This window comes from Hymenobacter frigidus (assembly GCF_014640435.1).
In the GTDB taxonomy this organism is placed as follows: Bacteria; Bacteroidota; Bacteroidia; order Cytophagales; family Hymenobacteraceae; genus Hymenobacter; species Hymenobacter frigidus.
This window is the reverse complement of the sequence record NZ_BMGY01000083.1, coordinates 1-6,047: the sequence shown is the minus strand read 5'-3', so window position 1 is coordinate 6,047 and position 6,047 is coordinate 1. Positions and strand designations below refer to the sequence as shown.

Annotated in this window: 8 protein-coding genes; all 8 read right to left on the bottom strand. The window is 58.0% G+C overall.

Translation table 11 applies throughout. The features are described 5' to 3' along the window. Positions 1–75: 75 nt before the first annotated feature. The 8 genes from IEW17_RS20415 to IEW17_RS21155 all read right to left on the bottom strand — a co-directional run bounded on the left by IEW17_RS20415 (position 76) and on the right by IEW17_RS21155 (position 5,650). Entirely contained in the window at positions 76–978 is a 903-nt protein-coding gene (locus tag IEW17_RS20415) for an HlyD family efflux transporter periplasmic adaptor subunit (protein ID WP_188563914.1), read from the bottom strand. Continuing rightward, complete coding sequence (locus tag IEW17_RS20410; RefSeq protein WP_188563913.1) at positions 968–4,189, bottom strand: lantibiotic dehydratase; 3,222 nt, start codon at positions 4,187–4,189, stop codon at positions 968–970. Before IEW17_RS20410 ends, IEW17_RS20415 begins: the two co-directional genes overlap by 11 nt. Before the next feature lie 89 nt (positions 4,190–4,278). After that, a complete protein-coding gene (locus IEW17_RS20405) occupies positions 4,279–4,479 on the bottom strand; it encodes a class I lanthipeptide (RefSeq protein ID WP_188563912.1) in 201 nt (66 codons plus the stop codon). A 26-nt stretch (positions 4,480–4,505) separates the two neighbouring features. Continuing rightward, positions 4,506–4,694 (bottom strand): class I lanthipeptide, encoded by a 189-nt coding sequence (locus IEW17_RS20400; protein ID WP_188563911.1) that lies wholly within the window; start codon positions 4,692–4,694, stop codon positions 4,506–4,508. Positions 4,695–4,734: 40 nt separating this feature from the next. Further along, a complete protein-coding gene (locus tag IEW17_RS20395) occupies positions 4,735–4,920 on the bottom strand; it encodes a class I lanthipeptide (RefSeq protein ID WP_188563910.1) in 186 nt (61 codons plus the stop codon). Positions 4,921–4,948: 28 nt separating this feature from the next. Beyond that, positions 4,949–5,122 carry a class I lanthipeptide gene (locus IEW17_RS20390; protein ID WP_262891865.1) on the bottom strand — a complete coding sequence of 58 codons (174 nt, stop codon included), beginning with the start codon at positions 5,120–5,122 and terminating at the stop codon, positions 4,949–4,951. Between the two features lie 19 nt (positions 5,123–5,141). Beyond that, positions 5,142–5,330 carry a class I lanthipeptide gene (locus IEW17_RS20385; RefSeq protein ID WP_188563908.1) on the bottom strand — a complete coding sequence of 63 codons (189 nt, stop codon included), beginning with the start codon at positions 5,328–5,330 and terminating at the stop codon, positions 5,142–5,144. A gap of 107 nt (positions 5,331–5,437) precedes the next feature. Beyond that, the gene (locus IEW17_RS21155) at positions 5,438–5,650 is read right to left on the bottom strand and encodes a hypothetical protein (protein ID WP_229749177.1); all 213 of its coding nucleotides are present in this window, start codon (positions 5,648–5,650) and stop codon (positions 5,438–5,440) included. Positions 5,651–6,047: the final 397 nt, after the last annotated feature.

Here is a 6,047-nt window from a genome sequence, read left to right as displayed (position 1 = left end):
CCGTGTTTCGATGGATTATTTGCCAACTAACTCTTTATCAATTAACTAAAATAGTAGGGTAGAGTAGCTGGCCGCTTACCGGCCCAAGAACTTGGCCAGCAGCGACTGCTGATGGAGCATGATGCGGGCGCTACCCGAAAACGACGGATATAAGCGCTCCCGATTGGTCGAGGCCAGTTGGATGACGACTTGGTGCTGCTGGTGTCGGGCCAGGGGTGCCACTTCCAGCACGCTGCCCGTTAGCGAGGCGGTACCCAGCTCGTGCATCTGGAGCAGTACCCGCTGCCCCGGCCGCACGGTAGCATACTGCTCTCGGCTAATGGTGCCCAGGGCCAGGTAGATGCTTTGCCGAGGCAATAGGCAGACCACTGCCCGGCCGGCCGGAATGGCCGCCGCGGCCGCCCGCACCGGGTAGCTCGTCTGCACGATACCATCCTGCGAGGCCACACCTACGGCAGCCTGCTCCCACTGGACCAGCTGTGCACGGCTGGCCGCTAACAGCTTAGCCGACAACGGAGTGCCATTAGCACTGGCCGCTAACAGGCGCTGGTATACGGGTTGCAGTCGGCCGAGCTGCGCGAGCCGAATGGGCCGGAGCAGCCGCGCCAATTCGGTGGCGGGCAGGCCAGCGGCAGGTAAAATACTCAGCAACTGGTTTAATTTCCGGGCCTGGCCGTAGTCGGTGCGGTCGGCATCTTGCCAGGCCACCAAGGCCGCGCCACGACGAACAAATGTGCCATTGGGCACCAGCAGCACCGCGCCGCGATTGCCGTCGGGCGCCACCAACGAATCAACCGGGGTTTGCGTGACCAGTGATACCTCCGTCGTGATAAATTCGGGGTATTTAAACCACGCTGTGAAGGCCAGGAGTATCAGCAGCAGACCCGCAATCAGAAAGTTGCCCGACTTCAGGACGAAGCTGGGCTTGGTAACCATTATTTCTTGAATTTCGCTGTGGAGGTAATTTTCAGGAGGCATAGCTGGGGATTTTAACGGGCGAGGAAGAACTTTTGCGCATGGCGAGCTGGGCCGTGTAGCACTTGCAAAGCAGTGTGTACATGGTGAGCTCATGCAGGCGGGGCCGCGACAGCACGAAGCGGTTAAGGTACATATGCACGTAGCTGAATAGCAGCGAATACCCGGCTTCAGTGGCCAGCAGCCCCTCCGGATACTGCGCCCGAATAGCCACAATCACCGAACTCCAGTTTTGGCGGCGGTCGGCAAATTCCTGGGTAGCCTCCTCAATGCCATTGGCCACGTCCTCGGCCGGGTTCAGGAAACTCTGGAGCCGGCGGCTCTCCTTGCGGTACTTCTCGTTGAGCTGCACCTGCAAGGGCTTATCACCTTTGAATTCCTGAAAAAATGAGCGACTCATCTGGTCAAGCAACTGCTGCTTCTGGGGCAGCTCGAAGCCAAAATCGTTCAGCATTTCATTCAGCCCCCGCAGGGCCAGCATCCAACGGAAGGTCTCGCCTTCGTCGCCGCCCAGCAGGTTCAGCACCCGCGCCGTGGCCAGGCTGTCGTGGCTGAACAGCGCTTCGGCATACTCGATGTTGGCGGCTCCATAGCGCTCCAGTTCCCGCACATAAGTATCGAGCTGAATTTTGTGCAGCCGCCCATGCGCCAGCGCAGCTGCCAGCGCGGCCGGCAGCTCCTGCATCACCGTAGCCAGCAGCTCGGGCCGGTTATCAGCCAGCTGAAAACGGATGCGCAGGTGAAAATTGGGGTCGGTGTAGCGGATGAAAAACCACTGCCGAATGATACCCCGCGCCTGCCACTGCTCCGCGAGCGGCAAAATGGCCTCGGTCAGCAGCTGGTCCATGGATTTGGTGCCCCCGTAGAGCTTGAAGTACACCCACTCGCTGCCCGGCGCAAACTGCCGAGTGAGCGGTTGGGCCACTGGCAGGGCTAGGGCCTTGGGCGGGCGCGCGCCAGGGTTGCGCAAGGGCAGCAGCACTTCGTTGGCGTAGCGCTGGTTGGGGCCGCCCACAAAGCACTGGTCTGGTGTAGCCAGGAATTCCGTCAGCTTCAGTTGGCCCGTTTTCTCCAGCTGGTGCAGCAGCAGCTGGAGGGCGGCGGGGTGCTCGCTGTCTATCAGTAGCTCATTGTCGTGCTCGGCCAAGCAAAACCAGCGCGGCAGCTGGTGGCTAGCCAGGTAGCCCCGCAGCAGGTTTTCGAGAGAAACCTTGGGCTGCCCCAGCGCACCAGTGAGCCGCTCGCGCCGGATGAGCCAGCGGGCCTTAGCCACAATGATATTCTTGTATTGCACCCGGGGCAGAAATGCCTGCTCGGCCAGGTTGCCCCAACTCCAGTTCACGCCCGAATAGCTATTATCCTTCTGCAAATCGCACAGGAAGCGGTATATCGGCAGCCCGGCCATGTAGTTATGCGCCGTCGAGAGCCGGGGAATCACCTGCTTGTTCAAGCGCCTGGAGCGCAGCACCACGCGGCCCTGCCGCACCGACACCAACAGGTCCTGCACGGGTAGCTGGTTTTCGGCCGGCACGGTGGCCGGGCTCAGAAACGGAATCTCATAGGCCCGCAGGGTGGGCCGCATCAGGATGTTGCCCACGCGGGCTTCGGGCAGGTGCACCACTTCCGCATACACGGCATCCTCAGTGTCGGGCTCCGTGCGGCGCAACGATTCGCGCACGTCTTCGAGCAGCTGCTCATCGCCGTAGCAAAAGCGCCCCAGCAGGTTGGCCGCCGACGGTCCCGAGAAAGTACCCAGCGAAAACTGAAACTTGCCCGCGTCCAGCTGCTGCGTCGATTCGGCCAATAATGCGCCGAAGGCAAACAGACTGGCCGGCGTGGCCGCTGCTAAGTCGGGCTGCTCGTCCAGGCCGGCCAGGTCGGCAGCGGTCAACTCCACGGTGGTGGTTTCGTCGCGCAGGGCGCGGTGGTACACTTCGTGGGCAAGCTGTACGATTTTCTTCCAGGTGGCATTCGCGCTGATGGCTTCGCCCCGCGGGCTGATGCCTTCTAGCACAGGCAGGTAGTCGCCACTGCCCGGCCCCGCCGAGCCGTAGCCCACGCCCGACTCATTATCGAGCGCCAACAACAAAGGAATTTCCTGGTCCTCAAACCGCTCGCTGAAATCTTTGGCGAAGCGCACCAAGTCGGGCAGCAGCACCCGCGCGCCCAGCCGGCACAACTCACTCACCTGTTCGGTAATGGTGGCTACCACGGCCGCGCTGAGCTGATTTCGCTCGGTATTATAGAACAAATCAGTCTGAATCAGGTCCTTAGAAGCCGACTGCCCGTAGGTTTCGCTCAGAAGCTGATGAGTTTCCTGAAAATTAGCAACTCCGCCGGCCTTCAGCAGCTGCACCAGTTGGTGAAGGGGCGCGAGCTCTTCGGCCGAAATCTTGTTCTTCAATCGTTCTGGCAAACCTTCTAGGTAGATATTACCCGTGATGGTCGGCTCCAACTCACTCACCAGCAGTTGGGAATCAATCAACTGGTGGACATATGCCCGGGCCTCCTCTGCCGAAGCCGTGGGCTCGGCCTGGGCCACCAGGGCCAGCAGGTGCGCAAAGCTGCAACCTGGCTCGGCCGCGGTCAGCAATACCTCCAAGTACGTGGCATAGGCCACGGACGTAAGGGTGTAGGTGCGGCGTTTATTCTGCACCTGAAACTCGACGTAGCGATACGTGTCGCCGGTACGGTACAGGCTGTTGTTGGGGTAGTAGAGCAACTGCTCCTTTAGCGCCGGCGCTGCCATCAGACTCTGCACCAGCTCGCTAACGTAGTTCATATCCAGCCGCGACTGCTTGCGCAGGGGCTGGTCGGCAAACGTAATTTCCGTGTGCCCGCCTACCTCGCCGCGCGCGCAGCCAGCAAACAGACCGTAGGGCGTGCAGCGCGTGCTCATGCGCAGCGTGTACTTGTAGAGCGTGAGGACCAGCTTTTCCGTGCTTTTCGGCGAGTCGCCGCCGCCCGTAGCCAGCGCTTTAAGCAGTTCAGCATGCAGCGCTGGCGAGGCCGTATAAATAGCCTCCTGCAGCAGCGGGTCGCTAAACAGTGTCAGCAAAGCCGGCAGCAGGGCCTGGGGCATTTGGCGGGTAGTCTCGTGCAGCCACCACACGGTTTGCACCGGGAGCAACGGCCGGCGTAGCAGGTAATAGCTTTCCGCTTCTACCCGCAGGGCAGAAGGGTTGAGCAAAGAGCGGGCGGATAAATCGGACACAGAAGGCAGGAAAAACCGGTGGCAATAGTAGAAATCAGCAATTCGGGTAGCACGAAGCTCGTGCTACCCGAAGTAGGAATACCCACAACTTACTTCGCGGTGGTGAGGTCACCGATGCAATTGGCGGGGTTACAACTGAAGGCCGGACAAGACGAGAGCTCCGTTACTTCAGCCTGAGTGGTGGTTTGCTGGCCACCTTCGATGGCACCCAGCTGCTCCTCGTTGAGTTTAGCGATAATTTCCTTGTCCAGCGCCAGAACTCGCTGAAGCGTGATGCGCTGCTTTTTCATGACGACTGCGCTATTTAAACACCAGCTTAGCCGTTGCAGGAGCAAGCGCCGCAAGAGTTTGGAAAGGCCTGGGCTTCCGCCACCGCATTGCAGGTGATGGTGGTACCGGCCACCATACCGCCCTCCAGCGTACCAAGCTGGTCTTCGTTGAGCTTGGCAATGGTTTCCTTGTCGAGCGAAAGAGCTTTGTCGAGTTTGATGGCTTGCTTTTTCATGGGGCTTGAGATGAGGTTGTGATGAAATGAGTAGTGGGGATTAGCCGTTGCAGGAGCAGGCTTCGCACGAGGTGTTGCCCGTGGTCTGGGGTCCGGCGTTGCACGAAGCCGTGCCGGCAATCATCATTCCACCTTCTAGGGCGCTCAGCTGCTCGTCGTTGAGCTTGGCAATAATTTCCTTGTCGAACGACAAAGCTTTTTCGAGTTTGATAACGTCTTTTTTCATGTGCTTTGGAATGGAAATGGAGAAGTGTTTAATCGTTGCAGGAACAGGTATTACACGATTGTGTGGGTGGCCCCCCGCAGGTGATGGAAGCGGTGAGGACCATGCCACCCTCCAGCGTGCTGAGTTGCTCGTCAGTGAGCTTGGCAATGGTTTCCTTATCGAGCAAAAGGACCTTATCTAGTTTACCAGCCTGCTTTTTCATACGATTTGCGACACGCGCACTAGTGGTTGCAGGAGCAAGCCGTGCAGGAAGCCATTTCCGCGAAAGCTTCTACCGGACCATTACAGGTGACGGTGGTGCCGGCAACCATGCCGCCTTCCAGCGTACCGAGTTGGTCTTCGTTGAGCTTGGCAATGGTTTCCTTATCGAGCGAAAGGGCTTTGTCGAGTTTGATGGCTTGCTTTTTCATGGCAATGGAATGGGGTTGATGATGGAGATTGGAAAATAAAAAACAGGGATTGGGGCCGGCACCTTAGTCCTGTTCAGTTGTGGTCGGCCCGGGCGGGCGCGGCGAGGTTAAACGTGCGCAAAAAGGGTATTCGAATTGGGGTCTGAATTCGGCAAAGTCCCGTCATCTTCAAACCACCAGTAGGCATGCTCCGAAACTGCTTCCTCAGGTTTGCCACCAAACAAGTGGTCCATTTCGGAAAACGAAAGCGCGTCGGTATGCGAAATCTTATGCGCCGGCTTACCAGCTAGCCTGTTGATTATTTGCTTGATAGATTTCATGGAGCTTGAAAACTTTGGTGATTGACTGATGATACAAATAACCCGAGCCGACTTGCCGCTAAAAAATAAAATAGACTAACCTGCGTCTTCGGCAGTCTAATTATTGGCTGTTTTTCGACCAATGTTTTTTAACCCATTACTCCAGTCAGCCACCCCACGCCTATTGCTCCGCAAACCCCGCCCGTATTCCTGATATTGCGCCCGCTCATCGCCGCGATAAACCCCTATTTAGCAGCCTGCTTTTAAGCTACCGCAGTAACTATGAGGTGGTCTAATTAATCTGGACAGAACAGGATGGCACCTTTCCTTCGTCATGAAAGACCCTGCAAAACCCAGACTAAACACATTTAGCATTGGGCGTAAATTTGGGCCTTTGCCCGCATGTCGCTGCTCACTC